This window comes from Deinococcus frigens DSM 12807, assembly GCF_000701425.1.
Lineage (GTDB): Bacteria > Deinococcota > Deinococci > Deinococcales > Deinococcaceae > Deinococcus > Deinococcus frigens.
In genome coordinates, this window is record NZ_JNIW01000011.1 from 1 (window position 1) to 21,653 (window position 21,653).

The 21,653-nt window shown below is 66.0% G+C and carries 26 protein-coding genes and 1 pseudogene; 9 read left to right on the plus strand and 18 right to left on the minus strand.

The annotated features are described in order from the left end of the window. Positions 1–243: pseudogene (locus Q322_RS0105750) on the minus strand (transposase); the annotation flags it as partial. A 58-nt stretch (positions 244–301) separates the two neighbouring features. Here Q322_RS0105750 and Q322_RS24425 point away from each other — a divergent pair. After that, positions 302–484: a hypothetical protein gene (locus Q322_RS24425; RefSeq protein WP_245593153.1), complete on the plus strand. Its 183-nt coding sequence runs from the start codon at positions 302–304 to the stop codon at positions 482–484. 3 nt (positions 485–487) lie between these two features. Next, positions 488–1,252, plus strand: coding sequence for a cytochrome P450 (locus Q322_RS20675; RefSeq protein ID WP_281173623.1), 765 nt, complete (start codon positions 488–490; stop codon positions 1,250–1,252). Here Q322_RS20675 and Q322_RS0105760 read toward each other — a convergent pair. From Q322_RS0105760 to gmk, 6 genes are all read right to left on the minus strand, one after another. Continuing rightward, entirely contained in the window at positions 1,236–1,865 is a 630-nt protein-coding gene (locus Q322_RS0105760; protein ID WP_029476802.1) for a CoA transferase subunit B, read from the minus strand. The genes Q322_RS20675 and Q322_RS0105760 overlap by 17 nt on opposite strands. A 2-nt stretch (positions 1,866–1,867) precedes the next feature. Continuing rightward, positions 1,868–2,599: a CoA transferase subunit A gene (locus tag Q322_RS0105765; protein WP_029476804.1), complete on the minus strand. Its 732-nt coding sequence runs from the start codon at positions 2,597–2,599 to the stop codon at positions 1,868–1,870. A gap of 249 nt (positions 2,600–2,848) precedes the next feature. Continuing rightward, positions 2,849–3,529: a PspA/IM30 family protein gene (locus tag Q322_RS0105770; RefSeq protein WP_029476805.1), complete on the minus strand. Its 681-nt coding sequence runs from the start codon at positions 3,527–3,529 to the stop codon at positions 2,849–2,851. Between the two features lie 208 nt (positions 3,530–3,737). After that, positions 3,738–4,559, minus strand: a complete 822-nt coding sequence (locus tag Q322_RS0105775; protein WP_245593155.1) for a hypothetical protein — start codon at positions 4,557–4,559, stop codon at positions 3,738–3,740. A 32-nt stretch (positions 4,560–4,591) separates the two neighbouring features. Beyond that, positions 4,592–5,161, minus strand: coding sequence for a macro domain-containing protein (locus tag Q322_RS0105780; RefSeq protein WP_051668275.1), 570 nt, complete (start codon positions 5,159–5,161; stop codon positions 4,592–4,594). 8 nt (positions 5,162–5,169) lie between these two features. Then, entirely contained in the window at positions 5,170–5,883 is a 714-nt protein-coding gene (gene gmk / locus Q322_RS0105785; RefSeq protein WP_162176594.1) for a guanylate kinase, read from the minus strand. 147 nt (positions 5,884–6,030) lie between these two features. Here gmk and Q322_RS0105790 point away from each other — a divergent pair, with 147 nt between their 5' ends. Further along, positions 6,031–6,960 (plus strand): hypothetical protein, encoded by a 930-nt coding sequence (locus Q322_RS0105790; RefSeq protein WP_245593156.1) that lies wholly within the window; start codon positions 6,031–6,033, stop codon positions 6,958–6,960. On the opposite strand, the gene Q322_RS24775 is transcribed toward Q322_RS0105790, so the two are convergent. The 7 genes from Q322_RS24775 to Q322_RS0105820 form a co-directional block, all read right to left on the minus strand. After that, positions 6,944–8,788 carry an ABC transporter ATP-binding protein gene (locus tag Q322_RS24775; RefSeq protein WP_051668276.1) on the minus strand — a complete coding sequence of 615 codons (1,845 nt, stop codon included), beginning with the start codon at positions 8,786–8,788 and terminating at the stop codon, positions 6,944–6,946. The genes Q322_RS0105790 and Q322_RS24775 overlap by 17 nt on opposite strands. 183 nt (positions 8,789–8,971) lie before the next feature. Then, positions 8,972–9,334, minus strand: coding sequence for an ArsR/SmtB family transcription factor (locus Q322_RS0105800; protein WP_029476814.1), 363 nt, complete (start codon positions 9,332–9,334; stop codon positions 8,972–8,974). Positions 9,335–9,369: 35 nt separating this feature from the next. After that, the gene (locus Q322_RS21605) at positions 9,370–9,912 is read right to left on the minus strand and encodes a methyltransferase family protein (protein ID WP_029476815.1); all 543 of its coding nucleotides are present in this window, start codon (positions 9,910–9,912) and stop codon (positions 9,370–9,372) included. A 12-nt stretch (positions 9,913–9,924) separates the two neighbouring features. Continuing rightward, positions 9,925–10,137 (minus strand): ZIP family metal transporter, encoded by a 213-nt coding sequence (locus Q322_RS24435; protein WP_245593157.1) that lies wholly within the window; start codon positions 10,135–10,137, stop codon positions 9,925–9,927. A 54-nt stretch (positions 10,138–10,191) separates the two neighbouring features. Further along, a complete protein-coding gene (locus Q322_RS24440; RefSeq protein ID WP_245593158.1) occupies positions 10,192–10,671 on the minus strand; it encodes a ZIP family metal transporter in 480 nt (159 codons plus the stop codon). Beyond that, positions 10,668–10,916, minus strand: a complete 249-nt coding sequence (locus tag Q322_RS0105815; protein WP_029476816.1) for a glutaredoxin family protein — start codon at positions 10,914–10,916, stop codon at positions 10,668–10,670. Before Q322_RS0105815 ends, Q322_RS24440 begins: the two co-directional genes overlap by 4 nt. 2 nt (positions 10,917–10,918) lie before the next feature. Further along, positions 10,919–13,165 (minus strand): heavy metal translocating P-type ATPase, encoded by a 2,247-nt coding sequence (locus Q322_RS0105820; protein WP_051668277.1) that lies wholly within the window; start codon positions 13,163–13,165, stop codon positions 10,919–10,921. 223 nt (positions 13,166–13,388) lie between these two features. Here Q322_RS0105820 and Q322_RS0105825 point away from each other — a divergent pair, with 223 nt between their 5' ends. From Q322_RS0105825 to pepF, 6 genes are all read left to right on the plus strand, one after another. Then, on the plus strand, positions 13,389–14,096 hold the full coding sequence (locus tag Q322_RS0105825) for a hypothetical protein (RefSeq protein ID WP_029476820.1): 708 nt from the start codon (positions 13,389–13,391) through the stop codon (positions 14,094–14,096). Positions 14,097–14,168: 72 nt separating this feature from the next. Beyond that, the gene (locus tag Q322_RS0105830; protein ID WP_029476821.1) at positions 14,169–14,696 is read left to right on the plus strand and encodes a LeuD/DmdB family oxidoreductase small subunit; all 528 of its coding nucleotides are present in this window, start codon (positions 14,169–14,171) and stop codon (positions 14,694–14,696) included. Between the two features lie 5 nt (positions 14,697–14,701). Next, positions 14,702–15,058, plus strand: a complete 357-nt coding sequence (locus Q322_RS0105835) for a hypothetical protein (RefSeq protein WP_029476823.1) — start codon at positions 14,702–14,704, stop codon at positions 15,056–15,058. Between the two features lie 49 nt (positions 15,059–15,107). Then, positions 15,108–15,281 carry a lysine biosynthesis protein LysW gene (lysW, locus tag Q322_RS0105840; protein ID WP_029476825.1) on the plus strand — a complete coding sequence of 58 codons (174 nt, stop codon included), beginning with the start codon at positions 15,108–15,110 and terminating at the stop codon, positions 15,279–15,281. 76 nt (positions 15,282–15,357) lie between these two features. Further along, on the plus strand, positions 15,358–16,209 hold the full coding sequence (lysX, locus tag Q322_RS0105845) for a lysine biosynthesis protein LysX (protein ID WP_029476826.1): 852 nt from the start codon (positions 15,358–15,360) through the stop codon (positions 16,207–16,209). 75 nt (positions 16,210–16,284) lie between these two features. Further along, positions 16,285–18,120, plus strand: a complete 1,836-nt coding sequence (gene pepF / locus Q322_RS0105850; RefSeq protein ID WP_029476828.1) for an oligoendopeptidase F — start codon at positions 16,285–16,287, stop codon at positions 18,118–18,120. A 10-nt stretch (positions 18,121–18,130) separates the two neighbouring features. Here the strand turns inward: pepF and Q322_RS0105855 are convergent, their stop codons facing one another. From Q322_RS0105855 to Q322_RS0105870, 4 genes are all read right to left on the minus strand, one after another. After that, entirely contained in the window at positions 18,131–19,327 is a 1,197-nt protein-coding gene (locus Q322_RS0105855) for an extracellular solute-binding protein (RefSeq protein WP_029476830.1), read from the minus strand. 180 nt (positions 19,328–19,507) lie between these two features. Next, positions 19,508–19,972 carry a YbjN domain-containing protein gene (locus Q322_RS0105860; protein ID WP_029476831.1) on the minus strand — a complete coding sequence of 155 codons (465 nt, stop codon included), beginning with the start codon at positions 19,970–19,972 and terminating at the stop codon, positions 19,508–19,510. Between the two features lie 140 nt (positions 19,973–20,112). Further along, the gene (locus Q322_RS0105865) at positions 20,113–20,457 is read right to left on the minus strand and encodes a septal ring lytic transglycosylase RlpA family protein (RefSeq protein ID WP_281173624.1); all 345 of its coding nucleotides are present in this window, start codon (positions 20,455–20,457) and stop codon (positions 20,113–20,115) included. 5 nt (positions 20,458–20,462) lie between these two features. Next, the gene (locus Q322_RS0105870) at positions 20,463–21,512 is read right to left on the minus strand and encodes a M24 family metallopeptidase (RefSeq protein WP_029476835.1); all 1,050 of its coding nucleotides are present in this window, start codon (positions 21,510–21,512) and stop codon (positions 20,463–20,465) included. Between the last annotated feature and the right edge of the window lie 141 nt (positions 21,513–21,653).

A 21,653-nucleotide genomic window follows, 5' to 3' on the forward strand; every position in this document is an offset into this window, starting at 1 on the left:
GTCTATGGCTGGATTCTCCAGCCACCGACGAACGCGGCGTTCGCTGCTTTGCGCGAACGTGGCACGGGAGTGGATGTAGGGGAGCCAGGCGGGGATGGAGCTGCACTGGGAGAGCAGCAGTCCGGTGACCATCCAGGCCAGTGTGTGGGCGTTGCGGACGTCATTCCACAATCCACTCTGGAGGTGGGCGAGGACGGCTTGATAGAGTCGGGGCGCGTCCCCGGTAGCATTTTCGGTTGTCACAGACAGAAAGTGTCCCCTACCGGGGACGCTTTCTCATACTTTGTGTCAGGCCGTCAGGGTGGCAACCACGACAGGCCGGGCGGTAAATCTGGACTCCGAGATGCGGCGCGTGACCCTGCGCGCGGTGGCGGCGGTGCTGTTCGGCGCGGCGCTGCCCGAGGCCGATCTGCGCGTCGTGGAGCGCGAATTGCCGCCGCTGCTGACCCACACGGCGCAGCGCTTGCGTTCGGTCCTGGACTAATCCCTGCCCACACCCGCCCGGCAGCGCGAGAGGGTGTCGGCGCGGGCGCTGGACGAGATCGTGAACCGGATTGTTCAGGAACGCCAGGCGACTGGCGCGGCAGGCACGGACCTGCTGGGCCTGCTGCTCGCGGCCCGTGACGAGAATGGTGGAGGGGGCCTGAGCGACGCCGAGCTGCGCGACGAGGTCATGACCCTGTTCCTGGCCGGACACGAGACCACGGCCACCCTGCTGACCTTCCTGTTCCTGGGCCTGTCGCGCCGCCCCGATATTCAGGCACAGGTCCATGCCGAGGTCCGCGCGGCGCTGGGGAACCGCGCGCCGGAGGCTGTCGACCTGCCACAGATGCCGCTGCTCAACGCCTGCATTCAGGAAACGCTGCGGCTGTACCCACCCGCGTGGCTGGTTCCCCGGCAGGCCACCGGGCCGGTCACGGTGGCGGGCGTGCCGCTTCAGGAGGGCAGCAACGTCAGCGTCAACATCTTTTTAATCCAGCGCAACGCCCGCTTCTGGCCCCAGCCGGACGCCTTCAGGCCGGAGCGCTGGCTGGGGCAGACCCGCGCGCCGGGAGCGTTCATGCCTTTCGGTCTGGGGGCCAGGATGTGCATCGGCAACCATCTGGCACTGCTGGAGGCGGGCGTGATCGCCGCGCTGGTGCTTCGTAATTCCACGCTGGACGTGCCAGGCGGCGGTCCCACTGGTCTGAATGCCGACGTGACGCTGGGGCCGGACGGCCCGGTGATGGCGGAGGTCAGCTCTGAATCCTAGCCCCCGTCCTCTCCTGCATGTCTTCCAGCGTCACGCCCGGCGCGAGTTCCACCAGCCTCAGCCCAGCCTCGGTCACGTCCAGCACCCCCAGATCGGTGATGATGCGGTCCACCACGCCCACCCCGGTCAGCGGCAGGTTGCATTCGTGCAAAATTTTGTGTGCGCCGCCCCTGGCCGTGTGTTCCATCAACACCACTACCCTTTGCACCCCGGCCACCAGGTCCATCGCGCCGCCCATGCCCTTGACCATCTTGCCCGGAATCATCCAGTTGGCCAGGTCTCCATGCGCGCTGACCTGCATGGCCCCCAGGATGGCGAGGTTGATATGCCCGCCCCGGATCATGGCAAAGCTGTCGGCGCTGGAAAAAAAGCTCGCCCCCGGCAACGCCGTCACCGTCTGCTTGCCGGCGTTGATCAGGTCTGGGTCCACCTCCTGCTCGGTGGGAAAGGGACCGATGCCCAGCAGCCCGTTTTCGGATTGCAGCATCACCGACACGCCGTCCGGGATGTGGTTGGCCACCAGCGTGGGCAGACCGATGCCCAGATTCACGTAAAAGCCGTCCTGCAATTCTGCGGCGGCGCGGGCGGCCATCTCGTCACGGTTCCAGGGCACCTCTAGACCTCCTCTCCGGCGGCGGACGAGGCTGGGGCTGAGGCCCGGACCGTCCGTTGCTCGATGCGTTTTTCTGGCATTGCGTTCAGGACGACGCGCTGCACGTAAACACCGGGCGTGTCAATGCGGTCGGGATCGAGCTGGCCCACCTCAACGATTTCCTCGACCTCGGCCACCGTGACCGCGCCGCAGGTCGCCACCACTGGATTGAAGTTGCGCGCGGTCTTGCGGTACACCAGGTTGCCGCTGGTGTCCGCCTTCCACGCCTTGACCAGACTCAGATCGGCCACGATGCCCCGTTCCAGAATGTATTTCTCTCCCTCAAAGTCTTTTTCTTCCTTGCCCTCGGCCACCACCGTCCCCACGCCGGTCTTGGTGTAGAAGCCGGGAATCCCTGCCCCGCCCGCGCGCATGCGTTCGGCCAGCGTGCCCTGCGGCGTGAACTCCAGCTCCAGTTCCCCGGCCAGATACTGACGCTCGAACTCCTTGTTCTCGCCCACGTAGCTGCTGATCATCTTCCTGATCTGGCGGGTTTCCAGCAGCAGGCCCAGGCCAAAGCCGTCTACCCCAGCGTTGTTGCTCACGGCGGTCAGGTCCTTAGCGCCACTGTCGCGCAGGGCCAGGATCAGCGCCTCGGGAATGCCGCACAGGCCAAAACCGCCCACCGCGACGGTCTGCCCATCACGGACCACGTCCGAGAGCGCCGCCTGGGCGTTTGAATACACTTTATTCATGTGCTGCCCAGTCTAGCCGCCTGGCGTTACTGCGGGGTCACGCGCAATCGAAAACTCCCCCGCGATGGTCCGCAGGGGAGAGGAAATTGAAATGATTCGCCGGGCCGTGAGGTCATACGGACTCCGATTGAAAGGTGTTGAAAACACCTGAAAATCCGAGCGGAGTGAGAAGGAGAAAAACGGGTTCCGGACGTGGAGTGCAGGAATCGGCGCTGTCCCGATTCCTGCACTCCACGTCCGGAACCCGTATCAGCTCTTGGCCCCCGAGTCGCCCTGCACCTTGGCCTTCAAGGCGGCCATCGCGTCGTCGATATCGCGGTCCCGGCCCAGGTCCTTGAGCTGGGCATCGATGTCGTTGTCGGTCCGCAGCTCAGTCACGGCCTTGTTGCGGTCTTCCATACCGGAGACGCGCTGCTCCATTTCCTCGAAGGCGTCCATCGCGCCCCCGGCCTTGTTGAAGCCTGTGGCGCGGTCCAGGGTTTCGGTGGCCTGCGCGGTCTTCTGGCGGGCCGCCAGCAGCGACTTCTTGGACTCCATTTCGTCGATCTTGGCTTCCAGCGCCCGGAGCTGGATCTTGAGCTGATCGACGGTGCTGGTCTGGGTGGCGCGCTGCTCGTCGAAGCCCTGGGCCAGGTCCTTGGAGTTCTGGGCGCGGCGTAGCGCTTCTCTTGCCAGGTCCTCATTGCCGCCGCGCAGGGCTTCCTCGGCCTTCTTGCCGTACTCGTCGGCCAGGCGGCGGTTGGTGCCAGCCTCGCGTTCCAGCTTGGCATTCTGGCTCATGGCGTCGGCCACCTCGCTGCGGGCCTCGCCGTAGGCGGCGCGCATGTCGCGCAGGGCCTGCTCGATGATCTTGCCGGGGTCCTCGGCCTTGCTGATCATGTCGTTGACATTGGCGCGCAGCAGTCGGGACAGTCGGTCGAGAATGGTCATGAATGGGTCCTCCTTGGGGATGTGAACAACGCCTCGTTTGGGCGGGCGATTGCAGCTATGATTACGCACTTCGCGCCCGGCGGGTTGCCCCCCCAGGCGTTATGAGCCAAAGGCTAAGACCATCTGAAGAATGTTCAGGCCGCGCCGCTCAACAGGTCCGGCGGCGGAAACCGTGTCTGGCACGTCCGCCGCCGCCTGAACCTCCGATTTAAAAGACGATGGGCCGCAGACCGATGCTGTCGGACCCGCAGGCCACGGTCAGGTTGGTTCCGGCGGGGGTGACGGTGCAGCCCAGCGAGCGCAGGCCGTCCAGCGGGAAGATCAGATTGGTGCCGTCTGTGGCGGGTGCCAGGGGCAGTTCGACGCTGCCGCCCGCCGACTGCGCGGTCTTGCGGCCCACCGTGACCGTCAGCACCGAGCCTTCCTCGGTGGTCAGGCGGTAGTTGCCGCCGCCCTGGCTGGTCACGCCCACCACGCCGGCCAGATCGCGTCCCAGCACGTAGGGCTGCCCCCTGATCACGCCTGCCGGGGTGGCGGGCCTGGTGGCGGCGGGGGCAGCCTTGGCCTGCGCGGCGTCCACCACCACCAGGCTCTCTTTGTCGTTCAGGGCGCTGAGCAGCACAAAGGCTCCCAGCGGTCCGCCTGCCCGCTCGCTGACCAGCAGGGTACTGGCCTTGCCGGTGGTCTTCCAGCCGCCCACCGTGCGCCCGCTGAGCTTGCCGGCGATCACGGGGCGCAGCGTCGCCACGCCGTTTGCCGCATACAGGCAGACCGCGCGCGGGCTGAGCTTGAGGCTGGCGGGGCAACTGATGATCTGGCCCTTGGCGGCGGCACTGATCTCGATGGAAATGGCACTGACCGCCTGCGTCGTGGCGGCAGACGAGGCGGCTGGCCTGGGCGTGGGCGCGGCGGTCTGCGCGGAGGCGGCCCCCAGCGTCAGCGCGCCGAGGACCGTGGCCCCGGAAAGCAGCAGCGCCCGCGCGGAGCTTCGCCGGATGGGCAGGTGGGCCAGATTCAGGTGCAAAGACATATGCGCGCATGCTAAGCGCCGTGCATGAGCATCTACTTTGAGGCGGCTGACCGCGCGGGCGGGGAACCTGAGGTGGCTCCCGGCTGGCCCGCCAGCCGCGCCCAGGCCCGCTGAAAGACATGCAGGCTGCCCCCGTCATACAGCATCATGCGGACCTCCAGCCCAGGATGGTCAGCAAGGAATTCAAGGATCGTCGCCAGGGCCACGGGCGCGGCCTTCTCGACTGGATAACCGTACACACCCGTGCTGATCGAGGGAAAGGCGACGCAGGGGCAGCCGTTCTCCGCAGCCAACTGGAGACTGCGGCGGTAGGCCCCGGCCAGCAGTTCAGCCTCGCCGTGATTGCCGCCGCGCCAGACCGGACCCACCGCGTGGATGACGTACTGCACGCCGCGCCTCTCCAGACCGAACGCCGGGGTGATCACCGCTGTCCCGGTGGGTGTACCTCCAATCTTGCGAATGGCCCGCAGCAGCTCCGGACCGGCGGCGCGGTGGATCACGCCGTCCACACCGCCGCCCCCGGCCAGTTCCCTGTTCGCGGCGGTCACTACGGCGGCGCAGTCCTGCGCGGCAATGTCTCCCTGAAGGAGCTTAAGTGGCACGCGCGTCCCTACGACTCCACAACGCGCTGCAAATCCCGAGTGTTCAGGCTCTCGCTCCTGACGGCCTGTGCCGCCGTGACCGCCGCCAGTTCCGCGCCGGTCCACTGTTCACGGGGCACCTGCGCGGCACGCTCGGCGCGCTGCACGGCCAGCAACTCGGCCACGGCGCGGTCCAGATCGTCGTTCACGATCACGTAGCGGAAGGCGTGGGCCTCCTGAATTTCCTCGCGGGCGCGGCGCAGGCGTTTCTCGATGCGCTCGGGGGTCTCGGTGGCGCGGCCCTCCAGCCGGCGGCGCAGCTCGGTCAGGCTGGGCGGCATGATAAAGACCAGCACGGCCTCCTCTCCCACGCGCGCCTTGACCTGCATGGCCCCCTCGACCTCGATCTCCAGCACCACGTCCTGCCCGCGCGCCAACGCGGCCTCGATGGGTTCGATGGGCGTGCCGTAGCGGTTGCCCACGAAGGCGGCGTGTTCCAGAAAACCGCCCCCCCTGGCCTTGCTCTCAAAGACTTCCGGCGGCACGAACACGTAATCCACGCCGGGCCGCTCGCCGGGCCGGGCCTGCCGGGTGGTCCATGACGTGCTGTAAAAGACGTCCTGCCCGGCCAGCCAGCGTTCGCGCAGGGTGCCCTTGCCCACGCCGGACGCCCCGGTAATCACGATCAGCAGGCCCCGGCGGGCGGTGGGAGGGAAAGCGGTTTCGGCCTGGTCAAGCGTCATGGCCATTCAGAATACCCACAACGCGTCCCTGAGGGAAAGGGGGATCGTCTGAACGCCGAAACGGAGGCCTCCCCTGCCCCCCGAGTGTGACCAGAATGCAAAGCTGCGTCCGTACCGGAGGCGCAGGTTCATGCCTAGACTGCGAGGGTGTCCCGCCGCCCGATTGCCCGTCTGCTGGCCCTGCCCCTGGGCATGCTGGCGCTGGTGGGCTGCACGCCGCTGTATGTGGTTCACCCGGCCCTGACCCCGGCCCTGAATCTGAATGGGCCGCCGCCGGACGTGGTGATCTTCAGCATGTCGGGCCGTTGCGCGCCGCCCTGCCTGGCCCCGCGCGACAACTGGGATTACCTGGGGTCACGGGGCACGCTGGACCGGTTGGCCGACGTGTTCACGGCGGCGGGCTACCGCGTCGAGGTCTCCGGCTACGCCAGCAACGCCGCCGCTACCTTCTCTTCCGAGTACATCGGCGGACCGCAGCGCGGGTATGAGGCGCTCCGCGTCGATTTCGAGCGGGTCAAGACCACCTGGATGAAGCTCGCCCGTCCGCCACGGCTGGTGCTGCTGGGTCATTCACAGGGGTCGGTATGGCTGCACCACCTGTCGCGGGTCAATCCCTCGGTGCCGATTGCCCTACAAGTCGATCTGGACGGCATCTGTGTGGCCTGGAAGTCGGACTTCGGGGCGGGCATCCGGGCACTGGGCCAGGTCCACGGCACCGAGCCGTCCCCGCTCAACGCCTGTGACGGCCTGCCGGTGGCCGGGCGCACGGTGGGAGTCAAGGACATCGTGTGGCCCAACGTGGCCCGCGCACTGGAGGTGCAGAGCAAACGCCTGCCCGCCCGACCCAGTCCCAGCGGCGGATTTCCGGTGAATTACCTGTTCGAGGTCACGCCCAACATGCGCCTGGACGGCACCCGCAGCGGCATTGAGCGCTTCATCTCCTCGCGTGAGGACCACAGCGCCATCTCGTATCCCAACAGCGACGCGCTGGCGTGGGTGACGGGCAAGGCCGCCGAGATCGCCGGGGAATGGCGCGAGGAAGACGCCCGCAAGGGGAAGCTCAAGCCGGGCCGCTGACCGGGTCTGCCGCCCCATACCCCCGCGCCTGCAAGTTGTACAGGGCGGCATATTGCCCGCCCCGCGCCAGTAACTCCGCGTGGCTGCCCGCCTCCACGATCACGCCGCCGTCCAGCACCACGATCTGATCGGCCAGCCGCACGGTGGAAAAGCGGTGCGAGATCAGCAGCGTGATGCGGTCCGTGGTCTGGGAGCGCAGCGCCTCGATGGTCGCCGACTCCGCGCGGGCGTCCAGCGCCGCCGTCGGCTCGTCAAAGACCAGCACCGAGGCGTCCCGGAAGTACAGCCGCGCCAGCGCCAGCCGCTGCCACTGCCCGCCCGACAACTGCCGCCCGCCCTGAAACAGCCGTCCCAGCGGCGTATTCAGCCCTTCCGGCAGTTCGTCCACGAATGCTGCTCCGGCCCGCTCCACCGCGCCCTCCACGCTGCCTTCCTCCGAGAGCCGCGCCACCTCGGCCAGCCCGACATTTTCGCGGGCGCTCATCTGGTACTGCCCGAAATCCTGGAAGATGATGCTCATCTGCTTTTGCACGCTGCGCGGGCTGAAGCGGGCGGCGTCCATGCCGTTGAGCAAAATGGTGCCGCTGCTCGGCTCGAACAGCCGGGTCAGCAGCTTGACCAGCGTGGTCTTGCCCGCCCCGTTTTCGCCCACCAGCGCCAGCGCCTCAGAACGCCGCACCGTGAAATTCACGCCGTGCAGCACGTCGCGCTCGGTCAGCGGGTAGCGGAAGCCCACGTCCCTGAATTCAATCGTGTCAATCGGCCCGTCCCAGACCTCTCCGGCGTCCAGATCGCGGCTGGGCAATTCCAGGAAGTCGAACAGATTTCGCATGTACAGCAGGTTCTGGTAAATGCCGCTCACGCCGTTCAGCAGCCCTGCCACGGTGCTCTGCACCTGCGCGATGCCCAGCACGAAGATGGAGAAGTCGCCCACGCTGATCTGCCCGTCCGCCGCCCGCCGCAAAATGAGCGCGCTCGCCAGCCCGATCAGCAGCGCCGAGGCCAGCGCCGCCGAGAAGCCATACGCCGAGCGGCGGCGCACCAGGTCCTCCAATGTTTTGCGGAAGCCCAGGTAATACTCGCGCCAGCGGCCCAGCAGGTGGCCCTCGAAGCCGAACAGCCGCACCTCCTTGACCAGTGTGTCGGAGGTCAGCAGGCTGCCCAGATAATTTTGCACCCGCGCGTCATGGGTCTGGCGGCGCAGCATGCGGTAGCCCTCAATGCCAAAACGGTTGCTGACGATCACCCCCGGCACGCTGGCCAGCAACACCAGCGGCAGCACCCACACGCCCAGCCGCGCCATCAGTGCGCCCACCGAGACCAGCGTCACGGCGGCCCCCGCCAGCCCCACCAGTTGCGTCGCCACCCCCAGCGGACGCGAACCCACCTCGCGGTATGCCTGTTGCAGTCGGTCATACGTCTCGGCGTTCTCAAACGCCTCCACCGACAGGCCCGATGCCTTGTCCAGAATCCGGCGGCTGACGCTGTGTTGCAGGCTGTCGCCCAGCAATTGCTGAGAGGCTGTTCCCACCGTGCTCAACAGGCTGCCGAACACGCCCAGCGCCACCTGAATCGCCAGCAGCGTCAGCAGCGCCGCATAGGTCACGCCGCCGCCCGCTGCCTGCGCCACCTCATCCAGCAGCAGTTTGCCGATGTACAAGTTGGCGGCAGGTAGAACGCTGGCGATCAGTGTCGTGGCCGCGTAGGTGACGCTGTGCCGGGGGCTGGCCCGCCAGACCAGCCCCAGCGTGCTGAGCAGGTCCCGCAAACGGTGCGAGAGGGCCACGTTGTCGTTCTGAACTGAATTTTTCTGGGCCGCGCCGGTCATTCGCGCCGAGTCTGACGCATCTCTGAATCCGGCACCGTGATCGTGGCCGCCCATGGGGCGTGATCAGCGTCGTGTCGCCCTTCCCATCCGACTGATCTTGAACCTCCGGCGCGCCCGCGCGGCCCAGTTCGCTCGACAAAGGCCGCGCCCAGCCCCAGCCAGCGCCCCGTCTTGCGGCCTGACCTACTCTCTGGCGTGGTCAAGTGCGCTCTCGATCAAGCTGGTGACGTGGTGGTCCAGCAGCCGGTAATACGCCACCCGCCCGGCCTTGCGAAAGGCCACCACCCGCCCGGCCCGCAGCAGCCGGAGCTGGTGACTCACCGCACTCTCGGACAGGCCCACCACCGCCGCCAGATCGCAGACGCACAGCTCGCGGGTGTTCAGGGCGCTCAGTAGTTTCAGGCGCGTGGGATCGGCCACCAGTTTCAGAAAGGCGGAAGCCGTCTCGACGTCCATTCCGTCTGGTTGAGCCGCGCGGGCCTGCGCCACCGCCTCGGGGTGAACGCAATTCACCTCGCACACGCCTTCCTGAGAAAGCATTCTCATTCCCGGAGTGTACCCGCTGCGCGGTTGCGCCGCCGTCACGAGGGCCGCCAGCCCAGGAAGCGGGGAGTGCGCGCTTTGTAGCGCCGGTACGCCTCCCCGTAAGTCTGTTCCAGAAAGGCTTCCTCGGTGGGCAGGTAGGTAATAAATGCTGCCCACAACAGCCCGGTGAGACCCGCGCCTGTCCATGAGCGCCGCGCCAGTGAGAGGCCCAGCAACGTGATAGCCCAGCCGACATCCTGTGGATTGCGGCTCAGGCGATAGACGCCGCCCGATTTCAGGCCAGAGGTGGTCAGGGCCGAATCGTCGGTCACGGGCAACGTGCGCCAGCCGGACACGAACAGCGCCGTTCCCAGGACCGCTGCTGTGCAGCCCAGACCAGTCAGGAGGGGCCGAGACTGCTGGGACTCACGCCACTTGACCCCCAGCACGAAGGCCAGCAGATGAAGGCCGTAAGCACCCCCCCACCGTTGGCCCAGCAGGTGGCCCTCCTCGCGGTACTCGCGCTTGATCCGGGGCAACAGCCACAAGAAACTGCCTGTAGCGCTGAGAAGCGCACTCCAGAAAGCAAATCTTTTCATCCATTCTCCTTCTTATGACAGCAGTTCAATCAGGTACAGGGCGATGAAGCCCAGAAAAAAGGCACTGGTGATCCACGGCGTCTCCTTGACCTCGTGCGCCTCCACCAGCAACTCCTCGGTGACCAGGAACAGCAGCGCCGCCGCACCGAAGGACAGCACGATTTCCAGCGGCAGCCCCGAGAGGCCCTGAAGCAGCGTGCCGCCCAGGGTGGCTCCCACGATCACCAGCAGGCTCAGGCCGCTTACGGTCAGGATGCTCTGTCCTCTGGGAACTCCACGCTAGCCCAGGCTGGCCGCCACGGATAGGCCTAGGAACAGAAGTTCCAGCGTCAGCGCCACCACCAACAGCGTTCCCACCCGCTCGCCCGCCGCGAAGCCCACGCCGATCAGCAGGCCGTCAATCAGGATGTCGATGCCCACTGCCGCCAGCAAGCCGGTGGCAGAACGTGGCGCATCTCCGTCAGCCGCCTCAGTCTCCTCTTCCTCCGGCTCCAGCCGTCCCACCAGCGCCCGCACGGCCAGCATCACGCCCACGCCCAGCGCAAAGCCGGTGACCACGCCCAGGGGTTGGTGTTCCGCCGTGATCTGCGGCAGGAGTTCTCCAGCCACGGCGGCGAAGACCACGCCCGCCGCGAAGTGCTGCACGAAGCTGCGCAGGCGCGCGCCAGGCGGGCGGAAGCTGGCGCTGACGCCGCCCAGGATGGTGGCGGCCACCGGAATCAGCGTGAGAAGCAGAATTTGGGTCAGCGAGGTGGTCATTCGCCTTGAGCCAGCGCTGCCAGAATGCCGGGCCGCTGATCATCAAAATACCCGAAGAAGACCTGTTCACCGATGACCGTCACGGGCGCGATCCGCACGTTGGCCCTTGCCTGCATCTCCACCAAAGCCGCCGGGTCTTCCCGCACGTCCTTCTCGGTGAAGGCCGCCCCCTTGCTGGTCAGCAAACGCTTGACCGCCTCGCAATCGGCGCAGTTGGGAACGGTGTAGACGGTGATCTCTGGCATGCTTACACGCTCCCGGACGCGGGCAGGCCGCCTGATGCTCGGGCTTGCTTGACCGGGCCTCCCTTCCAGCCCAGCAGCCGCAGTGCATTGGCGGTCACGATGGCCGTGGCCCCGGTGTCGGCCAGAATCGCCATCCACAGATTTGTGTAGCCCAGCAGCGTCGTGACCAGAAAGATGGCCTTGAGGCCCAGCGCGAAGGCGATATTCCACTTGATATTCGTCATGGTGTCGCGCGACAGTTGCACCAGATCGGCCACGTCCCCGACCCGCTCGCGCAGCAGGGCCGCGTCCGCCGTTTCCAGCGCCACATCGGTGCCGCCGCCCATCGCGATGCCCACATCCGCCTGCGCCAGCGCCGGGGCGTCGTTGATGCCGTCGCCCACCATTGCCACACCGCCGTTTTTCTTGAGTTCGGAGATCAGCCGTAGCTTGTCTTCGGGCAGCAGCTCCGCCTGCACGTCCAGACCCAGCCCGGAGGCGATGGCGCGGCCCGTGCGGGCATTGTCGCCGGTCAGCATCACGGCGTTCACGCCCATTTCCTTGAGGCGGGCGATGGCCGCTCTGGCGTCCTCGCGCGGTTCGTCGCGGATGGCCAGCACGCCCAGCACCGCGTCCACACTGTGCACCACTACCGCTGTTTTTCCCGCTTCTTCCAGTGCGGTCAGCTTGCCCTGAAGGTCAGCCGTCAGATTGAGGGTGCTGCCTGCATGCTGGGGAGAGCTGATGAAGAGACTGCGCCCCTCCACCGTCGCGCTGACGCCCTTCCCGGCGATGGCTCTGGCGTCCTGCGCGGTGGGAGCCGAGACATTTATCCGCGCGGCCTCCTTTATGATCGCCCGCGCCAGCGGATGAGAACTGCCCGCTTCTACGGCGGCGGCCAGCCTCAGCACCTCGCTCCCGGATGCGCCCACGCCCAGCACGTCCGTCACGCGCGGTTTGCCCGCCGTCAGGGTGCCGGTCTTATCGAAGGCCACCGTTTTCACCGTGCCAATCGTCTCCAGCGCCGCGCCGCCCTTGATCAGCAGGCCGCGCCGCGTTCCCGCACTAATTCCACTCGTGATCGCCGCAGGCACGCTTAGCACCAGCGCACACGGGCAGCCGATCAGCAGCAGCGTGATGCCCTTGTAAAGCCACGGATACCACTGCGCGCCCAGCAGCAGCGGCGGCACCAGGGCCACCAGCGCCGAAACCAGCACCACCCCTGGCGTGTAAGAGCGGCTGAAACGGTCAATAAAACGCGCGGTGGCCGCTTTGCTGCCCTCAGCTTCCTCTACCAGCTCGATGATGCGGGCAATGGTGTTGTCGCTGGCCCCCTTCTCCACCGCGATGCTCAGCACGCCGTCGGTGTTGATGCTGCCCGCGAAGACGGTGTCGCCCACGGTCTTGGTGACGGGCATGCTCTCGCCAGTCACTGGGCTGTCGTCCAGGCTGGATGTGCCGCTCAGGATGGTGCCGTCTGCCGGAACTCGTCCGCCGGGGCGCACCTGCACGATCTGCCCCACTTGCAGCGAATCGGCGGGAACTTCGCGCGTCCCAGTTCCTTCCACCAGCAGCGCGGTCTTGGGGGCCAGCGCCGCCAGCGCCTGAATGCCCGCCCGCGCCCGGCCCGCTGCCACACCCTCCAGCAGCTCCCCGACGGCGAAGAAGAACACAACGACTGCGCCCTCCGCCGCCTGTCCGATCAACACCGCGCCAACGGCGGCCAGCGAGACGAGCATGTTGATGGAAAACGGATCGCCCAGCCGCGCACTGGCCCAGGCTTGCCGTGCCAGCGGCCACACGCCCAGCACCGTCGCCGCGATATAACCGTACACCGCGTATGGCGGCGCGACGAAACCCAGCCCCCAGGCCAGCGCCAGCAGCACGCCGGAAAAGATCACCAGTCTGCCCTGCCTGCCGGCGTACCACGGCGTTCCAGCGGGCAGGACCGCGTGGACGTGTCCGGCGTGGTCCTCTGCCGAGTGATCGTGGTCGCTAGAGGCCGGCCTGCCTTGTGCCGGCGGCACCGTTGCCTGCAAAGAAGGCGTGTAGCCCAGCGCCCGCAGATTCTTTTCCAGAACGGTGCGGGCCGTCTGCGACTCGTCCAGCTCCAGCCTCAGCGTTTGCTTGCTGAAACTGGTTTTGATCGCCGCTGTACCGGGCAGGCGGCCCACCATCTGCTCGACTTTCTGCACGCAACTGGCGCAGTCCATGCCGTCCACGAAATACAGCAGGGGGGCAGTACCGGAGGTCGGAGAGGAGGAATCCATGAACTCCAATATATATGAATGGTTGCTCAGATGTTGAGCTTGGTGGGAATGCCAGATTGCCAAGCATCAAAGGGCAACCATTTCAAGGAACAGATGCGCCGCCCTGCGCGAAGTCGAGGGGCTGTCCCATACAAAGAGGCCGGCCCCGCTCGGCGTGACAGCTTTTTAGCAAGCGCGCTGAACAGCTTTGCCCGCGTTGATGGCGTAAAGTACCCTCCAGCCCATGCCCGCGCCCAATTACCTCCGCTCCATCTGCGTCATTCCGGTCACGCCAGGCACGGACGTTCAGGACCCGGCCTTGTGGGGGCGCGTCTTTACCGGCTGGCGACAGCTTCCCCTGCGCGAATCCGGCGGCTCGCTGACCGCCCACGCCGAGGGCGTGTTCGGTCTGGTGACCTCGCAGGACCGGGCCGAGGTCCGGGCCGGAGCGGTGCATCTGGCGTCGTGGCCGCAGGCGGCCCACCATCTGCCCGCCCTGGTGAGTACCCTGGACGGCGGCACATTCGTTGTGCTGCGCGTGTTTGGCGTCCATCTGACCGAGGTGCAGGACCAGACCGAACGCCTGACCGAGCGGTTGCTCAGGGAGCGGGCCTTCACCTTCTTTCCCGGCACCCGCGTCACGCTGGCCGTCAGCGTGGAGGGCGTGCGCCTGGACCTGACTGGCGGACGAATTCGGGCGGCGCAGGGTGGGGCGTGGCGCGGCTTCTACCACCGAAATAAATACGCCCTGAACGTCATGCTGGTGGTATTCGTGCTGGCCCTCTCGGCGGTGCTGTTCGTCACGCCCATGCGCCCCTATACGCCGCTGGGCAAGGTCTACGACCTGTCGGGCCGCGTGCTGTCGGCGGTGCTGTTTAACATCGTGCTGCTGGGATCGCAGTTTCTGTTCTACCTGCGCCACCGCGACGTGATCGAGTGGGAAAAGCCGTAAGACTGGTGTGCGGGCAAGTGGCGGTTAGACCTCTGAACCGCCGAACCGCGCCCCGGGCGCGATACTGCCCCCATGCCCCGCGTCTGGAAATTTGGTGACAGCGTGAACACCGACGACATCCTGCCCGGCAAGTTCGCGCCGTTCATGGCCGGTGAGGACGTGTTTCAGACCTTCGCCTTCCACTACACCCGACCTGAATTTGCCGCCACGGTGCGGCCCGGTGACCTGTTGATCGGCGGGCGCAACTGGGGCCTGGGCAGCAGCCGCGAGTACGCGCCGCAGGCGCTCAAGAAGCTGCGGGTCGGGGCCATCGTGGCCCCCAGCTTCGCGCGCATCCACTACCGCAACCTCCTGAATCTGGGCATTCCCGCCTTCGAGGCCGACCTGACCGGCGTGCTGGAAGACGGTGAAGAGATCACGCTGGACATCGAAACGGGCGTGCTGACCCACCCGCGCGGCACCGTGCAGCTTCCGCCCCCGCCCGAATTTCTGCGCGAGGCGCTGGCCGAGGGCAGCATCCTGGCCTTTTTCAAGAAGCATGGCCGCTTTCCCGGCGAACACGGTGCAGGCGAGAAGCCGCCTGAAGACCCCTTAAACTGACGTCTATGGCAACGCTGGAAATTGAATGCCCCGTCTGCGCCGAGGTGCTGGAATTGACCGATCAGGACCGCGCCGAATTGCAGCCGGGCGACGTGATCGTCTGCGATTCGTGCAACGCCGAGATGGAAATCACCCGCAACGGCGGCGGCGAGGACTTCGAGCTGGAACTGCTGGGCATCCTGACCACCTGTCCCAACTGCGCCGAGGAATTCGAGGTCACCGAGGAACTGCTCGCCACCGCACCCACCCTGCATGCCAGTGATGGCAGTGAGGTCAGCGTGGTGAATTGTCCCCACTGCCGGGCCAGCATCGAGCTGGAGTTCGAGGACGGGCCAGAAGGCCGCTCGCTGTCTAGCCAATAACATCTGAAAAGACTGATAAGCCTTAACGTATCAAACGAGAGGAGAAACTATGACTGCCATTCAATTTGAAAACCCGGACACTGGAGCACCCATCGAACTGAACAATCCCGAACTGGGCGAACTGGTGATCGACGACGAAACCGGCGTGGAATATGAGGTGGTTTCGGTGGACCCGCCCCGCCTGGAAGCCGCCCCGCAGGAAGCGGAGGACTGGGGAGAGTAAGCCCTTTTCAGCGTCTGGCGGTCAGCGCACCACTGCTCTGGCCGCCATCTGCTGAGGGCTACTCCCCGCTTCTGCCATGGCCGAACTCGCCGTTCTGTATGACCGCATCCGCCCCGACGAGAAAATGCTGTTCGAGGCGCTGGACGCCCTGGGCACGCCTTACGACAAGGTGTATGTCCCGCACCTGAAACTGACCTTCGACGAGGCCGGAGCCGCAGGCGTGCCGTGGAAGGTGGCCATCGAACGCTGCGTCAGCCAGACGCGCGGCCACGCGGTCACCCGCGCGCTGGAAGGCTTCGGCGTGCAGGTGATCAACCCTGGCCACGTCATAGAACTGTGCGGCGACAAGCTGGCGACGAACGCGCGCCTGTATGCCGCTGGCCTGCCCACACCGCGCACCGGTGTGAGCTTCGACGGAGACGCTGCATTGCAGCAGATTGAGGCGCTGGGCTATCCGCTGGTTCTCAAACCCACCGTCGGTTCGTGGGGCCGCATGGTCAGCAAGCTCAATGACCGCGACGCCGCCGAGGCCGTGATCGAGCACAAGGAAGTGCTGGGCGGCCCGCAGCACGCCGTCTTCTACGTGCAGGAGCTGATCCACAAACCCGAACGCGACATCCGGGCCTTCGTGATCGGCGGCGGGTGCATCGGCGCGATCTACCGGACCTCCGGCCACTGGATCACCAATACGGCGCGCGGCGCAAAGGCCAGCAACTGCGAAATCACGCCCGAGCTGGCGGACCTGGCCGTGCGGGCCGCCGCCGCTGTGGACGGCAGAATCGTCGCCGTCGATCTGGTAGAAGATTCGGAGCGCGGTCTGCTGGTCATCGAGATCAACCACACCATGGAGTTCAAGAACAGCGTGTCCACCACGGGCGTGGATATTCCCCGGAAGATGGGCGAGTACGCGCTTGGGCTGCTGGGGTAGCCGTCCGAAGATCTGAACGCTCTGGCTCCCCGCTCCTGCTGACTTGTTCACCCCGGATGCTCTAGCCTCGGGGACATGACAGCCGCCCACCCGTCCGGTCAACCCCGCAGCCTTCCCGCCCGCGCCGACGTGCCGCGTGAGCAGACCTGGGACATCGAGGCGCTGTACGCCACGCCGCACGCCTGGGACGCCGAGGCGGACGCGCTGCCAGCGGCCATCGACGCCCTGGCCGCCCACGCCGGGAAACTGAGCAGCCCCAAGGCACTACTGGCTTATCTGAAGGCCGCCGACGATCAGGAACTGCGTCTGACCCGCTTTTTCTCCTACGCCAGCATGACCGCCAGCGTGGACGGCCACGACTCGGAGGCCGCCGCGCGCCGGGACCGTGCCAATGGGATCGCCGCCCGGTACAGTACCGTGACCGCCTTTTTCCGCCCCGAGCTGCTGGCACTGGACGAGGCCACCATCACGGGGTGGCTCCAGCGCCCCGACTTCGCCGATCAGCGCGTGAGGCTGGAGCGCATTCTCCGCAGCCGTCCGCACGTCCGCAGCGGTGAGGTTGAGGAGCTGCTGGGCGCGGTGGCCGCTCCCTTCGCCTCCGAGCGCGGTATTCATCCGGCGCTGGCCAACATGGACCTGCGCTTTGGCGCGGCGGACGGCACCCCGGTCACGCAGGGCAACGTGGACAGCCTGGTCAGCGGCCCGGACCGCGAGGTGAGGCGTCAGGCCTGGGAAAACTACGCCGATGCCCACCTGGCCGCCCGCCACGCGCAGGCCGCCATGTACGCCACCAACGTCCGCCAGAGCGTCTTCCTGGCCCGCGCCCGCAAGTACCCCGACGCCATCACCGCGTCCCTCGCCCCGGACCGCATTCCCGTGGAAGTCGTGACCACGCTGCTGGACACCTACCGCGCCAACACCCCGATCTGGCACCGCTACTGGAACGTGCGCCGCGACTGGCTGGGTCTGGGGGAACTGCGCGAATACGACGTGAAAGCCTCGCTGGTCCCGCCCCGCAAAGTCGAGTACGCGCAGGCGGTGGACTGGATCGCCGCTGGCATGGCCCCGCTGGGCGAGGAGTATGTGAAGGACCTGCGTTTCGGCCTGACCGAGGACCGCTGGACCGACTACGCCGAGAACGACGGCAAACGCCAGGGCGCGTACAGCAACGGCGGCGGGCGGGTCAAGCCGTTCATCTTCATGACCTGGAACGGCACGCTTGCCAGCTACAGTACGCTGGCCCACGAGATCGGTCACTCGATGCACTCGCTGCTGTCCATGCGCGAGCACCCGCATTCCGTTCCGCGCTACACGCTGTTTCACGCTGAAGTCGCCAGCAATTTCAACCAGGCGATGGTCCGCCAGCACCTGCTGAAAGAGGCCCGCGCCGCCGGGGACACCACCCTGGAAGTCGCCATCATCGAGGAGGCGCTGGGCAACTTCCACCGCTACTTCTTCATCATGCCCACGCTGGCCGCCTTCGAGCTGGAGTGCTACCGCCGCATCGAGGCGGGGGGCACCCTCAGCGCCCCGGACCTGATGACGCTCACCGCCGATCTGCTGTCCCAGGGCTACGGCGACGGCGTAACGATGGACCGTGAGCGCAGCGGCATCCTGTGGGCGCAGTTTTCCACCCACCTGTACGCCAACTTCTATGCTTATCAGTACGCCACCGGCATCAGCGCGGCGCACCAGCTCCTCGAACAGTTCGGGCAGGATGAGGGGGCCGCCCGCGAAACCTACCTGCACTTTTTGAAATCCGGGGGCAGCCTGGACCCTATTGACGCGCTCAGGGAGGCCGGCGTGGATATGCTCTCGCCGGAGCCGGTAGAGGCGACGTTCCGCACCCTTGAGCAGTACGTGGACCGGCTCGAAGAGCTGGTGGGGACAGATTTAGCGGGTGCAGATTGAACGGGGACTGTCACCGCTTAAGGGCCGCCTTCATCTGCTCGACAGCTCTGGACAGGATCTGCGTGTAGTTGGGCTGCGGCTGAGCCATCACGGCGTTCATGGCCTCGCCCCAGGGCTGCCACAGGAAGTTATTGTCGGTGAGGTGTGGAATCAGGGTTCCTCTGAGGATGACTTCATCAAAGCTGCTCACGACTGAATTGTTTCGCAAGTCGGCGCGGGCCTTGCTGCTGGCTGGAATCCGCCCGCCTGCGGTTGCGAGGGCCACCTGCGCTTCCCGGCCCGTGAGCTGCCTGGCAAACTGTGCGGCCTCTGTTTGCTGTGTGCTGGCCGCGCTCACGAAAACTCCGTACACGCTGACGAATGGACTCCACTCGTGGGTCGCTCCGGGTGGCGAGGGAAGGGGCACGAGACCGAAGTCCATCCCGGCCAGAACTAGGTCGGCCATGTCCCACGGTCCGGCCAGGAACATGGCTGCCTTCCCCTCCAGAAACAGGCGTTTTGCGGCTTCATCGTCCACGTGGGCAGTGAGCATCCGGTCCCGGTAGATCAGGTCATTGAGCAGCGCCGCCGCCTTGACGGCTCCCGGGCTGGCAAGCCCAATGTCCTGCGAATCAGGCTCTCCGTTCCTGCGGCCAAAAACGTATCCGCCGTAAGCCGCGATCAGGCCGTAGTTCAGGTAGGGATTGCGCGCGTCCCAGACCACCCCGAATCTGCCACCCCAGGTATTGAGGCGGGCGGCGTTCAAAAAGTCCTGCCACGTTCGGGGTGGGGTCCCAACCAGCTTCCTGTTATACACCAGCGCAACGGCCTCTGCCGCCAGGGGGAGACCGTATTGTTTGCCCGCGAATTCCATTGCGGTCAGGGCCAGGGCATCATCGGCTGAGTCCAGCTTGAAACTGTTGAGTGGTGCAACCACACCAGCCTGGACAGATCGGGCCAGGTAGTCGTGGGGGACGCCGACGAACAGATCGGGGGCTGGAATGCCCTCAGGGCGTTCGTCACCCATAAAACTGGTCACCGCCTCATCAAAGGAGACCGCATGAATGGTGATGTGCTGGCCGGTGCGAAATGTGAAGGCTCCAGCCTGCGCCCTCAGCCAGTCGGCATCCGCACCGATAAAATGGCTCCAGACCGAAAGAGGGGCCGCGCACGAAGCGCCAGTTCCAGCAAACATTAGAGCGATCACCCATGAGGCCCGCAGTTTCATACACTGCGAATGTTAGCTGATCCACTCTCCGAGAACGGCAAGTATGTTGCAAACAAAAATTTCACGAATTAGACATATCGTGAAATGATTCACTTGCACACCATAGAGTGGAGCAATATTAAAAAAATAGAGGCCAGGTTGCCCCGGCCCCTCCATCCGTTCAGGGCGATCTGAAAATGCTTATGCCTGCGGCTGCTGCAATTGCGGTCCATGGGGACCGGGGCCCTCCAGCGTGGCGTAGTCATCCTGAAAGTGCATCAGTACGCCTCCGAACAGCGTGTCGAAGGTTTCCTGGGGCATCTCGGCTAGGGTGGGGTAGAAGCCCACGTATTCCAGCCACACGTTGCCGTCCGTGTCGATGCTGCGGGCAAAGGCGCGCTCGCGGTTGCGGTCGTTGAGCATGTTGACCACCTCTTCACGGCGCTCGGTGTAGGTCTTCTGCGTCACGCAGGTGACTTCCAGGCGCGAGGTGTTGTTGGGACCGTCGTTGACGCTGACCAGCACGGCGGCGTCGCCCATCTCGAAGCGCCAACCCATGCGGATGAAGCGCTGGCCGTTGTTCTCTTCCATATCGAGCTGGACTTCCTTTTCCTTCAGGTACTTCGCCAGCGTGTCCAGGGTCAGCAGTGCCGTTTCCATCGTCATCAAAACCATCTCCTTGAGGGTGAAGCTCAACTGTACAAAATCAGGTGCGTGTTGCGGTGTGATTTCAAGCCCGAACGATTCTAACACCCCCCGTCTGGAAGAAACCTTGAACCCGGGTGCAAGGCGCCGGGGGTGTGCCTTCAGGGTCTGGACAGGATCCGCAGAGTGACCGGCGCGACGCCCTGACCTAGGATGCCCAGTGTGGCGGCGGCAGAGCGTGACAGGTCAATCACCCGGCGGGCATTGCCAAACGGTCCCCGGTCATTGACCATCACGTCCACGCTGCGGCCCGTGCCGGTGTGGGTGACCCGCACCCAGGTCCCGAAGGGCAGCGTCCGGTGCGCGGCGGTCATGACCGTCTGCCGCGTGGCCCTGCCGCCGTAAAACACCGCCGAACCGCTCTGAAAGACGGCGGTGGACGCGCTGGTTGTCCCCCAGGTCATGCTGCCAGCAGGGGAGAGGATCAACGCCAGGGCCAGAGCCACCCGTTTCAAACCGGCTCCTTGGGCGCGTGGCTCAGCACCTGATAGCCATCGGTCGTCACCAGCAGCAAGTCCTCGATGCGCACGCCGCCCACGTCCGGCAGATACGCGCCCGGCTCGATGGTGATGACCATGCCCGCCGCCAGCACGTCCTCGCTGGTGCCGCGCAGTCCCGGCCCTTCATGCACCTCCAGCCCGACGCCGTGACCCAGCGAATGCGCGAACGCCTCGCCCAGGCCGTGTCCGGTCAGGACATCGCGCGCGATCCTGTCGAGGTCCGCCGCCCGCACGCCCGGCTTCACGGCCCTGATGGCAGCTTCCTCGGCCTCCAGCACCGCGTGATACACGCGCCGCATCTCGTCCGACGGCGTTCCTACAGCTACGGTGCGCGTCATGTCGCTGTTGTAGCCGCTGAGCCGCGCACCCATGTCCACCGTCACCAGTTCACCGTCCCCGATGACCCGTTCAGAGGCCAGCCCGTGCGGCATGGCTCCACGCGGCCCGCTTGCCACGATCACGCCGAACGCGCTCCCGGCTCCGGCCCGTCGCAGCCGCGTCTCGATCTCCAGCGCGATGTCCAGTTCCCGCACCTCGGCGATGATCATGGGCCGGACTTCATTGAAGACCTGATCCGCCAGATTCTGCGCCGCCCGGATGGCGGCTATCTCCTGTGCCGTCTTGATCTGCCGCAGCCCCTGGATCATGCCGCGCAACGGCACCAGCTTGGCGTCGGGCCAGTGTTCCTTCAAATCGTCCAGCCCCGCCACCGTCAGGCTGTCGGACTCGAAACCGACCGTCTGACCCTTCAAGAGAGCTGCTGCGTGCTTGAAGGTCTCCGGGGGCCGGGCGATGAATTGCGGCAGGCCCGACTCCTCGCGCGCCTGGACGGTGTAGCGCGCGTCGGTGTACAGCGTGGCCGCGTCCGGCGTGACCAGCACCCTGCCGTCCTCTGGCGAGGAAAAACCCGTCAGCGCCCGCACATTCGCCGGATGGCTGACCCACAGGGCGTCCACGCCCGCGCCGCGCATGGCGTCTCTCAACTGTTGCAGTTGGCTCATAAACTGGGAGGCTAACACTTCGCCCGCCGCCTGTTCGTGCTGCCGCCCCATCCTGTCCCCGTTCAGGAGACACCACGCTGTTGAGGGTTTGCGCGTGAAAGCGCCCGCCAATCGGATGGGACGCCTATACTCCTCTACCGG

Coding starts and splice junctions, on each gene's coding strand:
- Q322_RS0105765 (WP_029476804.1), bottom strand. CDS start 2,599: ATGAATAAAGTGTATTCAAACGCCCAGGCGGCGCTCTCGGACGTGGTC.
- Q322_RS0105770 (WP_029476805.1), bottom strand. CDS start 3,529: ATGACCATTCTCGACCGACTGTCCCGACTGCTGCGCGCCAATGTCAAC.
- Q322_RS0105775 (WP_245593155.1), bottom strand. CDS start 4,559: ATGTCTTTGCACCTGAATCTGGCCCACCTGCCCATCCGGCGAAGCTCC.
- gmk (WP_162176594.1), bottom strand. CDS start 5,883: ATGACGCTTGACCAGGCCGAAACCGCTTTCCCTCCCACCGCCCGCCGG.
- Q322_RS24775 (WP_051668276.1), bottom strand. CDS start 8,788: ATGACCGGCGCGGCCCAGAAAAATTCAGTTCAGAACGACAACGTGGCC.
- Q322_RS0105800 (WP_029476814.1), bottom strand. CDS start 9,334: ATGAGAATGCTTTCTCAGGAAGGCGTGTGCGAGGTGAATTGCGTTCAC.
- Q322_RS21605 (WP_029476815.1), bottom strand. CDS start 9,912: ATGAAAAGATTTGCTTTCTGGAGTGCGCTTCTCAGCGCTACAGGCAGT.
- Q322_RS24440 (WP_245593158.1), bottom strand. CDS start 10,671: ATGACCACCTCGCTGACCCAAATTCTGCTTCTCACGCTGATTCCGGTG.
- Q322_RS0105815 (WP_029476816.1), bottom strand. CDS start 10,916: ATGCCAGAGATCACCGTCTACACCGTTCCCAACTGCGCCGATTGCGAG.
- Q322_RS0105820 (WP_051668277.1), bottom strand. CDS start 13,165: ATGGATTCCTCCTCTCCGACCTCCGGTACTGCCCCCCTGCTGTATTTC.
- Q322_RS0105825 (WP_029476820.1), top strand. CDS start 13,389: ATGCCCGCGCCCAATTACCTCCGCTCCATCTGCGTCATTCCGGTCACG.
- Q322_RS0105830 (WP_029476821.1), top strand. CDS start 14,169: ATGCCCCGCGTCTGGAAATTTGGTGACAGCGTGAACACCGACGACATC.
- Q322_RS0105835 (WP_029476823.1), top strand. CDS start 14,702: ATGGCAACGCTGGAAATTGAATGCCCCGTCTGCGCCGAGGTGCTGGAA.
- lysW (WP_029476825.1), top strand. CDS start 15,108: ATGACTGCCATTCAATTTGAAAACCCGGACACTGGAGCACCCATCGAA.
- lysX (WP_029476826.1), top strand. CDS start 15,358: ATGGCCGAACTCGCCGTTCTGTATGACCGCATCCGCCCCGACGAGAAA.
- pepF (WP_029476828.1), top strand. CDS start 16,285: ATGACAGCCGCCCACCCGTCCGGTCAACCCCGCAGCCTTCCCGCCCGC.
- Q322_RS0105855 (WP_029476830.1), bottom strand. CDS start 19,327: ATGAAACTGCGGGCCTCATGGGTGATCGCTCTAATGTTTGCTGGAACT.
- Q322_RS0105860 (WP_029476831.1), bottom strand. CDS start 19,972: ATGACGATGGAAACGGCACTGCTGACCCTGGACACGCTGGCGAAGTAC.
- Q322_RS0105870 (WP_029476835.1), bottom strand. CDS start 21,512: ATGAGCCAACTGCAACAGTTGAGAGACGCCATGCGCGGCGCGGGCGTG.